Raw genomic sequence first — 14,954 nt, forward strand, 5'->3', positions numbered from 1 at the left:
CCCTGGTTCCTATTGCCCGATCACCGGCTGGGTCGGCGCCCATCCGGTGCGCGGGTCGACTTCCTTCTCGTCCCCTTCGACTTCGGCGAAGATGCCGTCCTCGGCGACCCCGTACTTGCGCTTGTGCTCTTCGTCCTCGGACTTCCCCTTGCCAGCGCCGGCGCCCATCATCCCTTGCGCGCCACCGGCCGCACCCTTCGCGCCAGGAGCCGCCGTGCCGCCCGGCCGTGTGCCCTGCGCGCCGCCGACGGCCCCGCCGCCGGTCGCCTTGCCACCCGCGAGCGCCCCGGCGTTCGGCCCGCCGGGGCCGCCCGGTCCGCCCGCGATGAACCCGCCACCGGCGCTCGTGCTGTCGCCGCCACCGCTGCCGGGACCGAAACCGCCGAGCGCGCTGGCCGCACCGGGACGCCAGCCGCCGATGGCGGGATCGGAGGTGCCGGATTTGAACGAAGCCGGGTCGTACGAGCCGGGTGTGGTGCTGTCGTCGGGGAGCCGGTTCCCGGTGTCGCCGATGCCCTTGCCCGGGTTTTCGCCTTCGGAACCTGGTTTGCCCGGCTTGCCCCAGCCGGGAGGTTCCGCGATCCCGTGTCCGGAGCCGCCTCCGGCTCCGCCGCTGCCCGTGCCAGGGCCGTGGTTCGGCGGGAGGCCGGGGGAGCCGCCGCGAAGGCCGCCGCCGGGACCGGGACCGCCGGGTCCGCCGCCCGGCTTCTTCCCACCGCCACCCCCACCCTTGGCGGGCCCGGTGCTGACGTTGAGCGCGTGCGGGTCGATGTTGCCGTAGGACCCCGGCATCATCCCGGCGTTGTGGTTCGACGACGACGTCCAGGCGTTCATCGCCTGCACGTTGCCCTCGAGTGCCCCGTAGTAGGACATCATCCGGGTCATCGCGGTGTCCTTGTGCCCGGTGAGGACATCCCGGAAGTACTGGTCCTGGTCCGGGTACGGCGGGATCTGGACGACTTTGCTCTTGGTGTCGTGGAACGTGTCGCTCTGGTTCTGCAGCAGGTCCTTGGCCGTGGCCAGCGCCTGCGCCGCGTGCCCGTGCTCGACCGCCATCGGCCCCGCACCCCGCTGCGCGGCGCCCGCGGCCTCGCCCGTCCAGCCCTCTTCCATCGAGGCCGCGAGTTTCGTGATGTCGTGCTCGCGCATGGTGTACTGCCGCTCGACTTCTTCCAGGGCGTGCCGCGCGTTCTGGAGGGAGCCGGTGCCGCGGGCCTGGTCGAAGTTGTCGTAGATCTGCTGGGCCGTCATGAACTGGTCGACCTCGGCCTTCATCTTCTCGAATTCCTCTTTGAAGAGTTCGTCGAAGGCGCCCATGTCACTGACCAGCCTTGATCGTCTCGATTACGGCTGCCGCGACGTTCTTGGCCGCCTTACAAGCGTCCTGCTCGTGTGCTTCTATGGTGAACACGGTAAACATCAGTTCGTCGGTTACTCCGACGGAGATGCCACAGTTCTTCGGCCGCTCATTTTTTGGCGAGTTGAATACTGCAGGGTAGCCGACTATGTCGGTCGGTTCGAAGTATCCGTCGGGCCACATGTTCGCCTGATGTTGGTCGTATATCCTGCTGAGTCCTACATTTCTGACGGTGGCATACGTCAGCCCTGCATAGGTTTCGCCTCCAGTGCCGAAGCTCCAGCTACAGGATGCCCCATTTTCATCGGTGCGGGGTCCATTTCTTTTTGTTATAGAAAATTTCTGGAGTTGTGGCTCGCTCAAGCTGTCGCATGGTTTGTCTGTGAACTTACTGGCGTTGAGCGGTGTCTTCACCCTTGGGGCGGAGGTGCCTTGGGGTTGACCGCTCGCGGGCGAGCCCCCGGCGCTCGTCGACGGTGGCGATGCTTGTGGCATGTCGCCACCAAAAGGAGTTGTTGAGCCATTGTTCGAGCAACTGCACAGGACTGATGTGATCAGCGCGCCAAGCAAGCCAGCAACTGCTGCTCTCTTTGTCATGCCATTCTTCCTATTCATGCAGGGCATTGCTGTTGTCGGCGGTCTTGTGCAGGTCCTTGATCGTGGTTTCTTCGTGGGCGACGTATGTTCCATTTGATTTGCGCAGCGCGTCTATGTAGGCTTGTGCGTACTCTAGCATCTTCTTGTTGTGGTCGACCGCGGCAAGAATTGATTGCTTTGCTGCGCGGACTTGTTCGGACGCGGGCTGATCCGCGCTGGGTGGCAGGAGTGCTTCCGCGTTGTTCTGAAGTTTCCAGCGATCTTCCTCGATGGCGTCGCGGATCTGTTCCCATTCGGTGATCTTCTTGGCGGTGACTTCGGGGTCGAAGTGGTAGCCGCCATTTGGGGGTGTGCCGCGGGTGCCGAAGACGCTTTCGAGGGTGACGGTGCCGTCGGTGGCGACTCGGCTCATTTCGTCGTTGCGTGCTTCTTCGGCGGCTTTTTCGACTTCGGTCTCCGCTTGGCTGTGACGTTGCTCGCCTGGCTCTTGCGGTGGCCGTGTCGCGGGTGCTGCGGTGTGTGTGCCGACCGCGCGTTCGCTGTCCCCCGGGCCGAGTATGCCGCGCAGGAAGTCCTCCCCAGCGGTAGCCATCAGAGTGTCCCCTCACCCCTAGTAGTCAACCGGTTCGCCAGCGTACCCGAGTCCGGTGCGGAATGGGGAGACTTCGGAAGGTTCTCTCCCGCGAACGCTCCCGGTTAGGGTGATCCGGCAGCGAAGTACCGAGGGACGCGGAGGGCGGCAATGCACGACGAAACCGGGGCGGGAGCCTGCTGATGCCGGTTCGGGACGCCGAGGTCGGCGACATCGAGGAAATCTGCTCGCTGATCGAGGAACACGCGCGGTACGAGGGAAACGACGAGCTCGTCCTTGACCGCGTGGAGATGACGAAGCACCTTTTCGGGCCGGAGCCCAAGGCGTGGGTGCTGATGGCCGAGCCGCCCGGGGAACGGGGCAAGGTCGCGGGATTCGCGTTCTGCTCGTGGAATTTTTCGACCTGGGAGGCGCGGCCAGGTATCTGGCTCGACGACCTCTTCGTGCGCCCCGACTACCGCCGGTTCGGGCTCGGGCGCGAACTGCTCGACGCGTTGCGCGCCCGCACCGAGGGCAGGGTCGAATGGGACATGCAGGAAGGCAACGAGAAGGCGACCGCGTTCTACGCCAAGCTCGGCGCCGAGCCGGTAGGAGGCTGGATCCGGTACCGGTGGCGACCGGGGCCCGTATCGTAGGTGCCATGCCAGACAGCTCCCAGCGCCGGTCCTCCTCCATCGAGGACTACATCCGGGTCATCTACGGCCTGGTGGAGCGGGGTGAGGCGGTCACGAACACCACGCTGGCCACCCGGCTCGAAGTGAGCCCGTCCTCGGCCTCGGGCATGGTGACGAAGCTGGCCCAGCAGGGGCTCGTCGAGCACGTGCCGTACCGGGGAATCGAGCTCACCGCGGACGGCATGCGCCTCGCGCGCGGCGTCCTGCGGCGGCACCGGCTGATCGAGACCTACCTGGTGCGGGAGCTGGCCTACACCTGGGACGAGGTGCACGCCGAGGCGGACGCGCTGGAGCACGCGGTGTCGGATCGGCTGGTCGAGCGGATCGCGGCGAAGCTGGGGAACCCGGTCCGCGACCCGCACGGCGACCCGATCCCGGCCGAGGACGGCAGCATCGAGGAGGTGCCCACCTGCATCCTCGACGAGCTGCCGCCGGGATCGGTCGGCGAGATCGTGCGCGTCTGGGACACCGATCCCGACCTGCTGCGCTACCTCACCGAGCACGCGATCGGCCTCGGCAAGCGGATCGAGGTGGTCGAGCGCCAGCCGTTCGGCGGCCCGATGGTGGTGAAGGTCGGCTCGCCGCCCGACGACACGACGCACGCGCTCGGCAAGGAGATCGCGCAGGCGCTGAGCGTCGCGGTCCGCTGACCCCGGACTAACTCCGGGTAATCGTTTTCATGGCCCCTGAACACCGGAGACACTGCCGTTGGACCCTGGCGATCAAGGGGGCGGCGGGCCTACTCTCGTCCGGCTGTCCTCCCACTGCTTTGGAGACGTCATGACGGGTCAGCGGACGCACGCCGGGCCTGCGACCGGAAAGGAGGTGGCGCAGCTCCTGTCCACCGGTCCCTTCGCTGATGCCCTGCGCGCCGCGATCGAAGCGCGGGGGCTCGGTCTCGAGCGCATCCGGTACCGGCTCCGGACGCAGGGGGTCTCGATCAGTTTGGCCACGCTCAGTCACTGGCAGTCGGGTCGCTGCCAGCCCGACCGGCGCACCGGGTCGATGATCGCGCTGAGCCATCTCGAAGCCGTTCTCCGGGTGCCGCCGAATTCGCTGGCGCGGCTGCTGACCACGTCGCGCGGCAACCTCCCCCGCCCGGTGCTGCAGCGGTCGCCGGGGCGCTGAGGGGGATAAGGTCACGCTCGTGAGAGCGGTGGTCTTCGACGAGTTCGGTGTCCTGCCCGAGGTCCGCGTGGTGCCGGACCCGGTGCCCGCCCCGGCCGGTGCCGTCATCGAGGTCGAGGCGACCGGGGTGTGCCGGAGCGACTGGCACTCCTGGCAGGGCCACGACGCCACGGTGGCGCTGCCGCACGTCGCCGGGCACGAGCTGGCGGGGCGGATCGTCGAGATCGGTGACGGGGTGTCCGCGCGGTGGATCGGCGAACGGGTGACGGTGCCGTTCGTGTGCGCGTGCGGGACGTGCGCGCAGTGCGCCGCGGGTGCGCAGCAGATCTGCGATCGCGAGTTCCAGCCCGGCGCTTCGCACTGGGGTTCCTTCGCCGAACTGGTCGCGATCGACCACGCCGAGATCAACCTCGTGCCGCTGCCCGACGACCTCGCTTCGGCCGACGCGGCGGCGCTCGGCTGCCGGTTCGGCACCGCGTTCCGCGCCGTGCTGCGCCAGGGCGCGGTGCGGCCCGGCCAGTGGGTGGCGGTCTTCGGGTGCGGTGGCGCCGGTGTTTCGGCCGTGATGATCGCCGCGGCGGCGGGCGCGCGGGTGGTCGCGGTCGACCTTTCCCCCGCCGCCCGCGCGCTGGCCGGGGAAATGGGCGCGACCGCGACGGTCGACGCGAGCGCGTTCGACGGCTACGAGGCGCTCGCCGCCGAGGTGCGCGCCCTGACCGGCGGCGGCGCGCACGTGTCCTTGGACTGCGCGGGGAGCCCGTCGACGTGCGCCGCTTCGGTTGCCAGCCTGCGCAAACGGGGGCGCCACGTGCAGGTGGGGCTGATGCCCCCGGGACAGGGTGCGGCGCCGATTCCGATGCACCGGGTGATCGGCGACGAGCTGGTGCTGTTGGGTAGCCACGGTGTGCAGGCGTACGAGTATCCGGAGATTCTCGAGTTGGCGCGTGGTTTGGACCTCGGGCGCCTGGTCGGGCGGCGGATCGCCCTCGACGAGGTGCCGGGTGCGCTGGCCGCGATGAACGATCCGGTTCCCGCCACCGCGGGCGTGACCGTGGTCGAGTTGTAGTCCTTTTCGGACGGTCAGGTCAGGCGACGCGCAGTTGTTCGTTCATGATCACGAAGGCGCCGAGGCCGTGGAAGTCGTTCGTGCTGCGCGCCCTGCCGTAGTAGTAGTCGAGGTCGCCGACGTTGGTGCCCTCCGAGATGTCCTTGATGGTGGTGAGCCCGTCGGTCCCGATCGACACCTTGTGCTTCAGGATTCCGCGATATCCGGCTTCGGCGACGGAGCGGTAGGACGCGTCGAGGTAGCCGCGCTGCACGCCGCGCGAGAGCATGAAGGCGTACATCGCCGACGCGGAGGTTTCGAGCCAGTTCTTCGCGTCACCGCCGCGGTCGGCGATCTGGTACCAGAGCCCGGTCGCTTTGTCCTGGTAGCGCGCGTATCCGGTGGCGAGGTGCTGGACGACGTCGATGAGCCCTTGCCGCCGCGGATGCCCTTGCGGCAGCGTTTCCAGCAGGTCGATCGCGGTCATCCCGAACCAGCCGATCGCGCGCGCCCACTGGTGGGCGGAATGGTGGCCGGGTCCCTTCGCCCACGACTCCGAGCCGTCTTCGTCGTAGGCGTGGAACATGAGCCCGTTCGGCGCTTTGAGGTGTTCGAAGTAGACGGTCACGTTCTTCGCGGACTCCTCGAAGCAGTAACCGCCGTCGCCGAACATCTTCCCGTAGAGCGCGAGAAACGGCTGTGCCATGTAGACACCGTCGCACCAGAGCTGCCCGACCTTGCTCTTGGCGTGGAATATGCCGCCGTCGGACGTCCTCGGATACGACGGGAACGCGTTGCGGAGCTTCGTCGCTGCCTTCTGGTACCGAGCATCCTTGGTTTCGGTGTACAGCAACGGAAGCAGCTGGCACGACCGCATGGCGTCGAGGCTGTCGAAACTGTTCGAGATGCCGCCGTCGGCGTCCACGAATCGGTCGACCCACGCCTTGACGTAGTCGAAGTACTTCTTTTCCCCGGTGCGCTTGAAGAACAGGTACTGCCCGTAGAGGTAGAGGCCGCGGGTGTAGCCCCAGCCGCCCAGCGTCGCCGGGGTGTAGCGCTTCATGGTCGAATCGATGACCGCCCTCGACCAGTCGACCGGCGCCGAGGCTGCCGCGGGGAACGCGCCGCCGAGCGCGGCCGCCGCGGGCAGCGCGAGCGCGCCCAGCAGCACGCCGCGACGCGAGACACGGACCGGGTTTCGCTCGTCGTTCGCCATGGGCCGCCTTCCGGAGATCGGGGTGGGAGGCCGGGGTGCCGATCCGCCGCCCGCCGGCACCCCGGCCTGCTCCGTGGACGGCTCCGTGCCGTCACTGGCCGCTTCCGCCGTTTCGCGAGTGGCCGCGGGCTGGCCGTTTCGCGCGGCGAAAGCGCTTACTGATTCAGGGTTTACTCGCCACAGCCACCGGCAGTCAAGAAGCTAATCATATATTAGATATGTTGCCCCAGATGGCCGTACCGATGACCGGGACGGGCTGGGAGACCGGGGTGGAGATCCGGCCCGAGTCTTGACGGAGCCGTGCCACGCGAGTAATTCCGGTGTGGACAGACACGCGTGACCGCCGCCGCGGTGTCCGGTGCACCTCGAAACCAAGGAGCCGGAAAGTGACCAGGAGAATGCTCGTGGCGGCGCTCGCCGCGATCGGGCTGGTGGCAGCCGGGGCCGAACCCGCCGTCGCCGCGCCCGCCGGCAAGGCGGAGTTCGACGTCAGGGACTACGGCGCGAAGGGAAACGGGTCCGCGAACGACTCGCCCGCCATCGACAAGGCGATCGCCGCGGCGAACTCGGCGGGCGGCGGCACCGTCCGCGTCCCGCCGGGGACCTACAAGTCGAGCAACACCGTCCACCTCAGGAGCAACGTGACCATCCAGCTCGACGCCGGTTCGACGATCGTGGGATCGAGTTCGAAAGCTTACGACGCACCGGAACCCAACCAGTGGGACAAGTACCAGGACTACGGGCACAGCCATTTCCACAACGCGATGTTCCACGGTGACCGGCTGACGAACATCGCGTTCACCGGTGCGGGCGCGATCGACGGCGGCGACCACCTGATCACCGGCAACCCGAAACCAGGCGAAGCCGACAAGATCCTTTCACTGACCCGCTGCGACGGATTCGTGTTGAACGGGATCAAACTCCGCAGGGGCGGGCATTTCGCCGCGCTCGTCAACGGGTGCAAGAACGTCACCTCGGACAACCTCGTGATCGATACCGCGGGCGACCGCGACGGGTGGAACATCATCAGCACCACCAACGTGCGGATCACGAACATCACGGTGGCCGCCAACGACGACGCGCTGGTGTTCAAAAGCGACTACGCGCTCGGTGCGAAGCTACCCAACGGCGCCGTGACCGTGCGCAACGCGAAGCTGTCCGCGGTGTGCTGCAACGCATTGATGTTCGGTTCGGAAACCTGCGGTGACTTCTCGAACTACCGGTTCTCCGACATCGTCATCACCCGGGCACACAAATCGGGGATCGGCATCGTTTCGATGGACGGCGCGAAGATCTCCGACGTGCACTACGAGAACATCAAGATGTCGGGCACCTATTCGCCGATCATGATGAAGATCGGCACCAGAAAGCGATGCGGGAACAATCCGGGGATCGGCACCATTTCGGGGATCACCTTCGACAACGTCACCGGCACCTACCGCGGCGGCGGTTCGTTCAGCCCGACCATTTGGGGCGCGTCCGCGGCGAACCGGGTCAGCGACGTCGGCTTCACCGGCGTCCACCTGAGCGTTCCGGGCGGAAACGGCACGATGGGCACCGGCGTGCCGAGCAACGACGCGGGCGACTACAACCCGAAGAGCATCGGCACCCGGCCCGCGTTCGGCTGGTACCTGCACTACGCCAGCGGGATCAGGTTCACCGACAGCTCGGTCCGGTTCGCCGAGGACGACGGCAGGCCCGCGGTGATCGCGAACGACACCGCGGACCTCACCTTCGACCGGTTCGTCGCGCAGCGCGGCAGCGGCAGCCCGTTCGACCTGGGCTTCCAGTCGTCGACCGGGTACCGCGTGACCGGCAGTGCGAACACGACCGGCGGCGCGCTTCGGGTGAACGAGAAGCCGCTCAGCGGAAGAGGCCGTTGAGGGTGCCGAAGTCGTCACCGGCGAGTGCGTCGTAGGTGCCCTCGCGGAGCATTTCCTCGGCACCGCGGCGGGCGATCGTGTACGCGGCTTGGGCGAGCCCGGATCCGGCGCTCACCCTGGCCACCCCGGCCGCCGCGAGCGCGGAAACCGAAGGCGCACCAGGCCAGATCATGATGTTCACCGGCGCGTCCAGCCGTGCGGTCAGCGCGGAGATCGCGTCGGTGTCGATGAAGCCCGGCACGAAGATCCCGTGCGCGCCCGCGGCGAGGTACGCCTCGGCTCGCTTCGCCGTTTCGTCGAACGGCGAAGCGAGCCCGCGCAGGTACGTGTCGATGCGGGCATTGACGAACAGGTCGCCGACCGAGGCGGCGGCCGCGATGCGATCGGCCTGCGCGCCGATTTCCAGCAGGGCCGCGGTTCCGCCGTGATCGGCGTCTTCAATGTTCACGCCGACGGCTCCGGCTTCGGCCACTAGCGAAGCGGTTTCCCGCACACCTTCGGCCGTCGTGGCGTAGCCGCCTTCGATGTCGGCCGTCACCGGAACCCGCACCGCGGCGGCGATCCTGGCCACGAGGTCGACCGCGCGGTCCCGCGCCAGCTGGTCGCCGTCGGCGGAACCGAGGCTCCAGGCGACCCCCGCGCTGGTGGTCGCGACCGCGCGGGCCCCGGCCGCTTCGACGATCAGCGCGCTCGCCACATCCCAGGCGTTCGGCAGGACGAGCGGTTCGCCCTTGCGGTGCAGCGCGACGAATTCCCCGTGTTTCGCGTTCATACCACCGATTCGATCACGAACCGCGGTGTGCGCGCTGGCGGTTTCACGACATCACCGGGCTCATCCTTCGCGGTGCACCTGGAACCCGGCGAAGCTCTGTTTCACCGGCATCAGCTCGATCGTGTTGATGTTGACGTGCGGCGGTTGTGCGCTCGCCCAGTGCACGCTCTCGGCGACGTCCTCCGCGGCGAGCGGGGTCATGCCGTGATACACCGCGTCGGCCTTCGCTTGGTCGCCCTCGAACCGGACGGTGGAGAACTCGGTCTGGCTCATACCCGGTTCCACGCAGGTCACGCGGACGCCGGTGCCGTGCAGATCGCTGCGCAGGTTGAGGCTGAACTGGTGCACGAACGCCTTGGTGGCGCCGTAGACGTTGGCACCGGCGTACGGGTAGCTGCCCGCGACCGAGCCGAGGTTGATGACGTGCCCGCGCCCGCGCGCGACCATGCCGGGCAGCACCGCGCGCGTGCAGTAGGTGAGGCCCTTGACGTTGGTGTCGACCATCTGGTCCCAGTCGTCGACGTCGGCTTCCTGCGCACCCGCGAGGCCCTTCGCCAGCCCGGCGTTGTTCACCAGCACGTCGATCTCGGCGAATTCGGCAGGTAGCGCGGCGACCGCCCGCTCGACCGCGCCGCGGTCCCGCACGTCGAGCGCGAGCGCGTGCACGGCGTCACCGAACTCGTTCGTGAGCGGCTCCAGCTTTTCCGTGCGGCGCGCGGCCGCGACCACGCGCGCACCGTCCGCCGCGAAGCGCCTGGCGATGGCGGCGCCGAACCCGGAGCTCGCGCCGGTCACGAACACAGTCTGCTGCTTGTCGGCCATGGTCGGAGTTCACCGTTCTCTCGATGCTTTGTGCGGTAGTGACTCTAGGAAATCGCCCAGCACGGCCGAAAACTCGGTCGGCCGTTCGAGCGTGGGCAGGTGCCCCGCGCCGTCGATCACCGCGAGCGCGGCGCCGGGGATGAGCTGGTGCAGCAACCGCGCCTCGGAGACCGGGGTGAACTCGTCCTCGCTGCCGACCACGACGAGCGCGGGCACGGCGGCGCGGCTCAACGAATCCTCGTAACCGGGCCGTTCCGCCCGTCCGCGCAGTGCCGCCGCGGCGGCTGTCGGCGCGGTGTCCCGCATCATGGCGAGCACGTGCGCGGCGACTTCGGGCTGCTCGGTGATCGTCGCGGGCGCCACCATCTTCGGCAGCACTTCTTCGGCGTAGCCGTCGATCCCTTCGGCGAGCAGCCGGTCGGCGAGCTGGTTGCGGCCGATCCTGCCCTCCGATGTTTCGGCCACTGGCGAGGTGTCCGCGAGCACGAGCCCCCTGATCCGCTCGGGGAAGAGCCGATGGCATTCCATCGCGATCTGACCGCCCATCGACAGCCCGCCGAGCACTACTCGGTGCAATCTGAGGCAATCGAGAAGTGCTTCGACGTCACGGGCGAACACGTCGAGCGTGGTCTTCTTCTGTACTGGTGTCGTGGGTGCTGTGCTGCGCCCGTAGCCGCGCAGGTCGGCGACGATGACGCGGTACCCGGCCTGGCTGAAGTGGTCGACCTGCGGTTGCCACATGGTGCGGTCGAACGGGTGGCCGTGCACGAGGACGAGCGCGTCCCCGGTGCCGACGTCGTCGTAGCCGATCTCGATGCCGTTCACCTGTGCGGTGTTCATGGTGGTCTACCTCCTTGAGTGCCGACGCTATTCGGTGCACTATGGGAGTGCAATGAAAACAATGCTCTCGGTGCAATAGGAGGCTGGCTCGTGGACGACCGTGACTACCGCGTGGTCGCCGATCGGATCGCGGCGGACATCGAGTCCGGGCGCCTCCGCCCCGGTGACCGGCTGCCTCCGCAGCGCCGGTTCGCGCGCCAGCACGACATCGCGAACTCGACGGCGGCGCGCGTGTACACCGATCTCGTGCGCCGCGGCCTGGTGACGGGCGAGGTGGGCCGCGGCACGTTCGTGCGGGCTGGTTCGGCCCCGGAGCACGCGCTCGCCGAGCCCGCGGACGCCCGTGTCGATCTCGAACTCAACTTCGGGGTGCTGCCGGAACAACCGGCCCTGCTCGCGGCGAGCCTGGCCGAGCTGGTCCGCCCCGGCCGGTTGCGGCACAGCCTGCGGCCGTCGGTGGTGCGGGCCGACGATCCCACCCGCGAGGCGATCGCGTCGGCGGTTTCGGTGCCGGAATGGCGGGCGGACCCGGATCGGCTCGTGTTCACCGGCAACGGCAGGCAGGCGATCGCGGCGGCGGTGGCCGCGCTGGTGCCCTCCGGCGGGCGGCTCGGCGTCGAGGCGATCACCTATCCGGTGGTCAAAGGAATCGCGACCCGGCTGGGCGCCCAACTGGTTCCGCTGGAGATGGACGAAGAGGGCGTCACACCGGATGCGGTGCGGCGAGCGCAGGGCCTGCACGCGGTGTACCTGCAGCCCGCGCTGCACAATCCGCTCGGTGTGACGATGTCGGCGCACCGGCGCGAGGAGATCGCGATGGTGTTGCGGCAGCGGGATCTCGCCTGCGTGGAGGACCGGATTTACGCGTTCCTGCGGCCGGAGCTGCCGCCGCTGGCCGCGCTCGCGCCGGAACGCGTGGTGGTGGTCGACGGGTTTTCCAAACGGGTGTCGCCCGGCCTGACGCTGGGGGTCGCGGTGGTGCCGGACGGGCTCGGCGGGAAGGTCTCGGGCGCGGTGCGGTCCGGGGTCTGGGCGCCGGCGTCGTTCGCGCTGGACGCCGTCACCCAGTGGATCTCCGACGGCACGGTCGCCACCCTGGAACGGGGCAAGCGCCGTGACGCCGCCGCGCGGCAGGAGCTGCTGCGCACGCGGTTGGCCGGGTTCGTGGTGCACGCCGATTCCGCCGCCTACCACGCCTGGTGGGAGTTGCCGGAGCCGTGGCGCGCGGAGACCTTCGTCGCCGCGGCGGCGCGGGCCGGGATCGCCGTGACACCGGCTGCCGCGTTCACCGTCGGCTCCGGTCTCGCCCCGGCGGCCGTCCGGCTCGCACTGTCCGCGCCACCTGTGTCCACAGTGGACAAGGCGCTGGGTGCGCTCGCCGGGCTCGCCGCGGAAGGGTCCGACTTCGAATGACCGGATCGGTCCGCTTCCGGACCCGATGATGCCTTACCGGCGGTGCGGGCACGCGGCAAGACTGGGGACATGAAGAGAGCACTCGTCGTGATCGACGTCCAGGAGTCCTTCCGCCAGCGTCCGGATTGGGAGCTCGCGTCCGATCCGGATGTCGCGGACAAGGTCGCCGTGCTGGTGGACGCGGCGCGGGCGCGGGACGAGCTGGTGATCTGGGTCCTGCATACCGAGCCGGGCTCGGGCACGGTGTTCGACCCGGAGTCGGGGCACGTGCGTCTGATGGCGGGCCTCGTGCCTGCCGACGATGAGCCGGTGCTGCGCAAGACCGCGCACAATGCGTTCACCACAACGAATCTGCAGCAGCTCCTGACGGTCGCCGGGATCGGCTCGCTGGCGGTCTGCGGTATTCGCACGGAGCAGTGCTGCGAGACGACCGCACGCCTCGCGTCCGATCTGGGGTATGCGGTCGAGTTCGTGATCGACGGCACCGCGACCACGCCGACCCCGCACCGCGACGCGCCGGATGATCTCTCCGATCCGCGCACGCTCCGCGTCGAGGACATCATCGCCCGCACCGAGTACGCGCTGGCGGGCCGGTTCGCCACGATCACCACGGTCGCCGAGTTCGCGGGCGCCCCGGTGGCCGGAGTACGCTGACCGGATCGTGACCACCGTTGCTTTTCTTCTTGCCCCGAACGTGCACCTGCTGGACCTCGCCGGCCCCGCGCAGGTGTTCTCGACGGCTGCCGATCTCGGGCTCGGCTACGAGTTGACCTATGTGGCCGACGCCGAGGAAGTGCCGACGGCGCAAGGTATTCCGTTGAAGGCGGGTACCGCGTGGCCGGAGCTGACCTCGGCGGATCTGGTCTTGGTGCCGGGCTGGCGTGCGGCGCGCCCGCCCGGCACGGGCCCGCTCAGCGAGGCGGCGCTGCGCAGGGTGCGGCAGCATCACGCGGTCGGTGGTCCGGTCGCCAGTGTGTGCGCGGGCGCGGACGCGCTGGGCAGGGCGGGTTTGCTGGACGGGCGCCGCTGCACGACGCATCACGATGTGCAGGACGAACTGGCTTGCCGTTACCCGAAGGCGCACGTGGTGCGCGATGTTTTGTACGTCGAGGACAGCGGCATCATCACTTCGGCCGGTATCGCGAGCGGTATCGATCTCGCGCTGCATCTCGTCGCGACCAGGCATGGCCCTGGCGCGGCCGCCCGGATCGCGAGGTCGATGGTCGTCTATGCCCGTCGCAACGGTGACGCGCAGCAGACGAGCGCGATGTTGCGGCACCGCGCGCATCTGAGTGATGTCGTGCACCGCGCGCAGGACTTGATCGATGCCAGGTTCACCGACCGTCTCCCGCTCACCGAGCTGGCGAAGGCCACGGGTTGCAGCGAACGAACGCTCACCAGGCTGTTCTCCACCACGACCGGCTTGACCCCGTTGCGCTATCAGCAAATGCTCCGCCTGGAGCGCGCCGAGCATTTGATCAACGACGGCTCCCCGGTGGAGTCCGCGGCCCGCGCGGTCGGTTTCGAGGACGCCAGGATGCTCCGCAGGCTCCGTTCGCGCGCGGCGCTGGAACTGCGCGCAGGGTAAGGATTTCACGTCCCAAGCACCCCGGATGTCGCTGATTTCTCGGTGATGACCTGCTCGCCGGCGTGGTCACGATCAGCGTCCCGTCTTCGTCGTCGGTGTCGAATTTCCAGCCGGGCTCGTCTTTCAGCAGGTGGTGGATTCGGCACAGCGGGCGGAGGTTGACCTTGTCGGTGCGGCCGCCGTCGGCCCATGCGGTGGCGTGGTCGAGGTCGGTGAACTGGGCGGGCCGGTTGCAGCCCGGCATGCAGCAGGTGCGGTGCCGGACCTGGGTGTACAGTGCCACGGGTTTCGGCGCGCGGTAGCTGGCGCGCCCCATGTCGCACGGCAGCCCGGTGATCGGATCGCGCACGATTCGCCGCCAGGTCGAATTCGACGAGAACGCGATCTCGCGCGCCAGCTCCGCCGAAATGTCGCCGTATCCGGCAAGTTCGGCCGTGTTGTCCTGCAGGCGAAGCAAGGTGGGCAGGTCCACGTACACGAAGATCTCCGCACGCGGCGACCCCGTACCCGGCCCTTGCAAACACCGCTGCGCCAACGCATCCGCCCGAAGCTGATCCATCGTTCGCTGGTCACCCTGCTGCTTCAACCGCCGCGCTTCGCGATCGCACGCGGCGTAGATCGCCTGAGCCCGATCCGTGGGAAGTTGCGCGAACAGGGTCGACGACCCGTGATCCCCGTGCCGAATCTCCAACACCCGCAAGCTTTCCTTTTCCTTGCGCCGCCGCTCGTATCCCTCCGGATCAACCTGCAGCATGATTCGGTTCACGACCCGCCGCAGCGCCGACGCATCACGAACATCGAACCGCCCCACCAACAACGAATCAACTTCGCGCGCCAGTTCCTCCGACAAGCACTCGGTGGCAGAAAACACCCGCGAAGCCCCATACTCGTCAATCAGACCACTTTCCAGCGCCCTCAACGTACAAGGCAAATACGAGGTCAACGCGACAGCGAGCGCCGCCCGCTTCTCCGCCGCAGCCTTGGAAATCCTGCACACCAAAGCAACCTCGGCCACCGCAGATCTTCG

At 68.3% G+C, this 14,954-nt stretch carries 16 protein-coding genes; 8 read left to right on the top strand and 8 right to left on the bottom strand.

Annotated elements, in window-relative coordinates:
* Positions 1–9 precede the first annotated feature (9 nt).
* From HUW46_RS26380 to HUW46_RS26390, 3 genes are read right to left on the bottom strand one after another with little or no spacing between them, the layout of a single operon-like run.
* On the bottom strand, positions 10–1,317 hold the full coding sequence (locus HUW46_RS26380) for a hypothetical protein (protein WP_215541492.1): 1,308 nt from the start codon (positions 1,315–1,317) through the stop codon (positions 10–12).
* A 1-nt stretch (position 1,318) separates the two neighbouring features.
* Positions 1,319–1,954: a DUF3558 domain-containing protein gene (locus HUW46_RS26385; RefSeq protein ID WP_215541493.1), complete on the bottom strand. Its 636-nt coding sequence runs from the start codon at positions 1,952–1,954 to the stop codon at positions 1,319–1,321.
* A gap of 10 nt (positions 1,955–1,964) precedes the next feature.
* Entirely contained in the window at positions 1,965–2,546 is a 582-nt protein-coding gene (locus HUW46_RS26390) for a hypothetical protein (RefSeq protein ID WP_215541494.1), read from the bottom strand.
* 182 nt (positions 2,547–2,728) lie between these two features.
* Between HUW46_RS26390 and HUW46_RS26395 the strand changes: the two genes are divergently transcribed.
* The 4 genes from HUW46_RS26395 (at position 2,729) to HUW46_RS26410 (ending at position 5,414) form a co-directional block, all read left to right on the top strand.
* Positions 2,729–3,181: a GNAT family N-acetyltransferase gene (locus tag HUW46_RS26395; RefSeq protein ID WP_215541495.1), complete on the top strand. Its 453-nt coding sequence runs from the start codon at positions 2,729–2,731 to the stop codon at positions 3,179–3,181.
* Positions 3,182–3,186: 5 nt separating this feature from the next.
* Positions 3,187–3,870: a metal-dependent transcriptional regulator gene (locus HUW46_RS26400; RefSeq protein WP_215541496.1), complete on the top strand. Its 684-nt coding sequence runs from the start codon at positions 3,187–3,189 to the stop codon at positions 3,868–3,870.
* A gap of 130 nt (positions 3,871–4,000) precedes the next feature.
* Positions 4,001–4,348, top strand: coding sequence for a transcriptional regulator (locus tag HUW46_RS26405; RefSeq protein WP_215541497.1), 348 nt, complete (start codon positions 4,001–4,003; stop codon positions 4,346–4,348).
* 19 nt (positions 4,349–4,367) lie between these two features.
* Positions 4,368–5,414, top strand: coding sequence for a zinc-binding dehydrogenase (locus HUW46_RS26410; protein ID WP_215541498.1), 1,047 nt, complete (start codon positions 4,368–4,370; stop codon positions 5,412–5,414).
* A gap of 19 nt (positions 5,415–5,433) precedes the next feature.
* On the opposite strand, the gene HUW46_RS26415 is transcribed toward HUW46_RS26410, so the two are convergent.
* Complete coding sequence (locus HUW46_RS26415) at positions 5,434–6,609, bottom strand: glycoside hydrolase family 88/105 protein (protein ID WP_215541499.1); 1,176 nt, start codon at positions 6,607–6,609, stop codon at positions 5,434–5,436.
* A gap of 386 nt (positions 6,610–6,995) precedes the next feature.
* Here HUW46_RS26415 and HUW46_RS26420 point away from each other — a divergent pair, with 386 nt between their 5' ends.
* Positions 6,996–8,492, top strand: coding sequence for a glycoside hydrolase family 28 protein (locus HUW46_RS26420; RefSeq protein WP_254124932.1), 1,497 nt, complete (start codon positions 6,996–6,998; stop codon positions 8,490–8,492).
* Here HUW46_RS26420 and HUW46_RS26425 read toward each other — a convergent pair.
* Genes HUW46_RS26425 through HUW46_RS26435 form a run of 3 tightly spaced genes read right to left on the bottom strand, consistent with a single transcriptional unit; the run spans position 8,473 to position 10,926 of the window.
* Positions 8,473–9,264 (bottom strand): isocitrate lyase/PEP mutase family protein, encoded by a 792-nt coding sequence (locus tag HUW46_RS26425; protein WP_215541500.1) that lies wholly within the window; start codon positions 9,262–9,264, stop codon positions 8,473–8,475. The two genes, HUW46_RS26420 and HUW46_RS26425, sit on opposite strands and share 20 nt — an antisense overlap.
* A 60-nt stretch (positions 9,265–9,324) precedes the next feature.
* Positions 9,325–10,086, bottom strand: a complete 762-nt coding sequence (locus HUW46_RS26430) for an SDR family oxidoreductase (protein ID WP_215541501.1) — start codon at positions 10,084–10,086, stop codon at positions 9,325–9,327.
* A 9-nt stretch (positions 10,087–10,095) separates the two neighbouring features.
* The gene (locus tag HUW46_RS26435; RefSeq protein WP_215541502.1) at positions 10,096–10,926 is read right to left on the bottom strand and encodes an alpha/beta fold hydrolase; all 831 of its coding nucleotides are present in this window, start codon (positions 10,924–10,926) and stop codon (positions 10,096–10,098) included.
* A gap of 90 nt (positions 10,927–11,016) precedes the next feature.
* Here HUW46_RS26435 and HUW46_RS26440 point away from each other — a divergent pair, with 90 nt between their 5' ends.
* The 3 genes from HUW46_RS26440 (at position 11,017) to HUW46_RS26450 (ending at position 13,927) form a co-directional block, all read left to right on the top strand.
* Complete coding sequence (locus HUW46_RS26440) at positions 11,017–12,339, top strand: aminotransferase-like domain-containing protein (RefSeq protein ID WP_215541503.1); 1,323 nt, start codon at positions 11,017–11,019, stop codon at positions 12,337–12,339.
* 69 nt (positions 12,340–12,408) lie between these two features.
* Entirely contained in the window at positions 12,409–12,993 is a 585-nt protein-coding gene (locus HUW46_RS26445) for an isochorismatase family protein (protein WP_215541504.1), read from the top strand.
* A 7-nt stretch (positions 12,994–13,000) separates the two neighbouring features.
* Positions 13,001–13,927 (top strand): GlxA family transcriptional regulator, encoded by a 927-nt coding sequence (locus HUW46_RS26450; protein ID WP_215541505.1) that lies wholly within the window; start codon positions 13,001–13,003, stop codon positions 13,925–13,927.
* On the opposite strand, the gene HUW46_RS26455 is transcribed toward HUW46_RS26450, so the two are convergent.
* On the bottom strand, positions 13,818–14,942 hold the full coding sequence (locus HUW46_RS26455; RefSeq protein WP_215541506.1) for an HNH endonuclease signature motif containing protein: 1,125 nt from the start codon (positions 14,940–14,942) through the stop codon (positions 13,818–13,820). The two genes, HUW46_RS26450 and HUW46_RS26455, sit on opposite strands and share 110 nt — an antisense overlap.
* Positions 14,943–14,954 lie beyond the last annotated feature (12 nt).

Origin of the sequence: Amycolatopsis sp. CA-230715 (genome assembly GCF_018736145.1) — a bacterium.
Classification (GTDB): domain Bacteria; phylum Actinomycetota; class Actinomycetes; order Mycobacteriales; family Pseudonocardiaceae; genus Amycolatopsis.

Excerpts from the sequence above, each read along its gene's own strand:
- HUW46_RS26380 (WP_215541492.1), bottom strand. The coding sequence starts at position 1,317 with ATGGGCGCCTTCGACGAACTCTTCAAAGAGGAATTCGAGAAGATGAAG.
- HUW46_RS26385 (WP_215541493.1), bottom strand. The coding sequence starts at position 1,954 with ATGACAAAGAGAGCAGCAGTTGCTGGCTTGCTTGGCGCGCTGATCACA.
- HUW46_RS26390 (WP_215541494.1), bottom strand. The coding sequence starts at position 2,546 with ATGGCTACCGCTGGGGAGGACTTCCTGCGCGGCATACTCGGCCCGGGG.
- HUW46_RS26395 (WP_215541495.1), top strand. The coding sequence starts at position 2,729 with ATGCCGGTTCGGGACGCCGAGGTCGGCGACATCGAGGAAATCTGCTCG.
- HUW46_RS26400 (WP_215541496.1), top strand. The coding sequence starts at position 3,187 with ATGCCAGACAGCTCCCAGCGCCGGTCCTCCTCCATCGAGGACTACATC.
- HUW46_RS26405 (WP_215541497.1), top strand. The coding sequence starts at position 4,001 with ATGACGGGTCAGCGGACGCACGCCGGGCCTGCGACCGGAAAGGAGGTG.
- HUW46_RS26415 (WP_215541499.1), bottom strand. The coding sequence starts at position 6,609 with ATGGCGAACGACGAGCGAAACCCGGTCCGTGTCTCGCGTCGCGGCGTG.
- HUW46_RS26425 (WP_215541500.1), bottom strand. The coding sequence starts at position 9,264 with ATGAACGCGAAACACGGGGAATTCGTCGCGCTGCACCGCAAGGGCGAA.
- HUW46_RS26430 (WP_215541501.1), bottom strand. The coding sequence starts at position 10,086 with ATGGCCGACAAGCAGCAGACTGTGTTCGTGACCGGCGCGAGCTCCGGG.
- HUW46_RS26435 (WP_215541502.1), bottom strand. The coding sequence starts at position 10,926 with ATGAACACCGCACAGGTGAACGGCATCGAGATCGGCTACGACGACGTC.
- HUW46_RS26445 (WP_215541504.1), top strand. The coding sequence starts at position 12,409 with ATGAAGAGAGCACTCGTCGTGATCGACGTCCAGGAGTCCTTCCGCCAG.